This window comes from Pseudomonas sp. BCRC 81390 (assembly GCF_030341915.1).
In the GTDB taxonomy this organism is placed as follows: Bacteria; Pseudomonadota; Gammaproteobacteria; order Pseudomonadales; family Pseudomonadaceae; genus Aquipseudomonas.
The window spans coordinates 1-266 of record NZ_JATAAG010000082.1; the positions used below are offsets into that span (position 1 = coordinate 1).

Here is a 266-nt window from a genome sequence, read left to right on the forward strand (position 1 = left end):
TTCTTCATGGTCCGTGGCGGCACCGAGGTCATCCACATCAACTTCCGCTCCGCAGAAGTGGATGCCGTGTACTTCCCGCAGGTGGAAGTGATCGGCGATATCGCCAACGCCGTCTGGCAGATCGGCGAAGCGCTGGGCGACACCTCGCACTGGGACTTCACCCGGCTGATGACCATCCGTGAAGCCAACGAAGCGCAGATCGCCGAAGGCGCCGACGACAACCGCTTCCCGGTCTACCCGCAGCGCCTGGTGGCCGACATCCGTCG

1 pseudogene is annotated in these 266 nt (G+C 63.9%); it reads left to right on the forward strand.

Annotated features, from left to right (window positions below):
* A pseudogene (locus QSV36_RS23180) lies at positions 1-266 on the forward strand (acetolactate synthase large subunit); the annotation flags it as partial.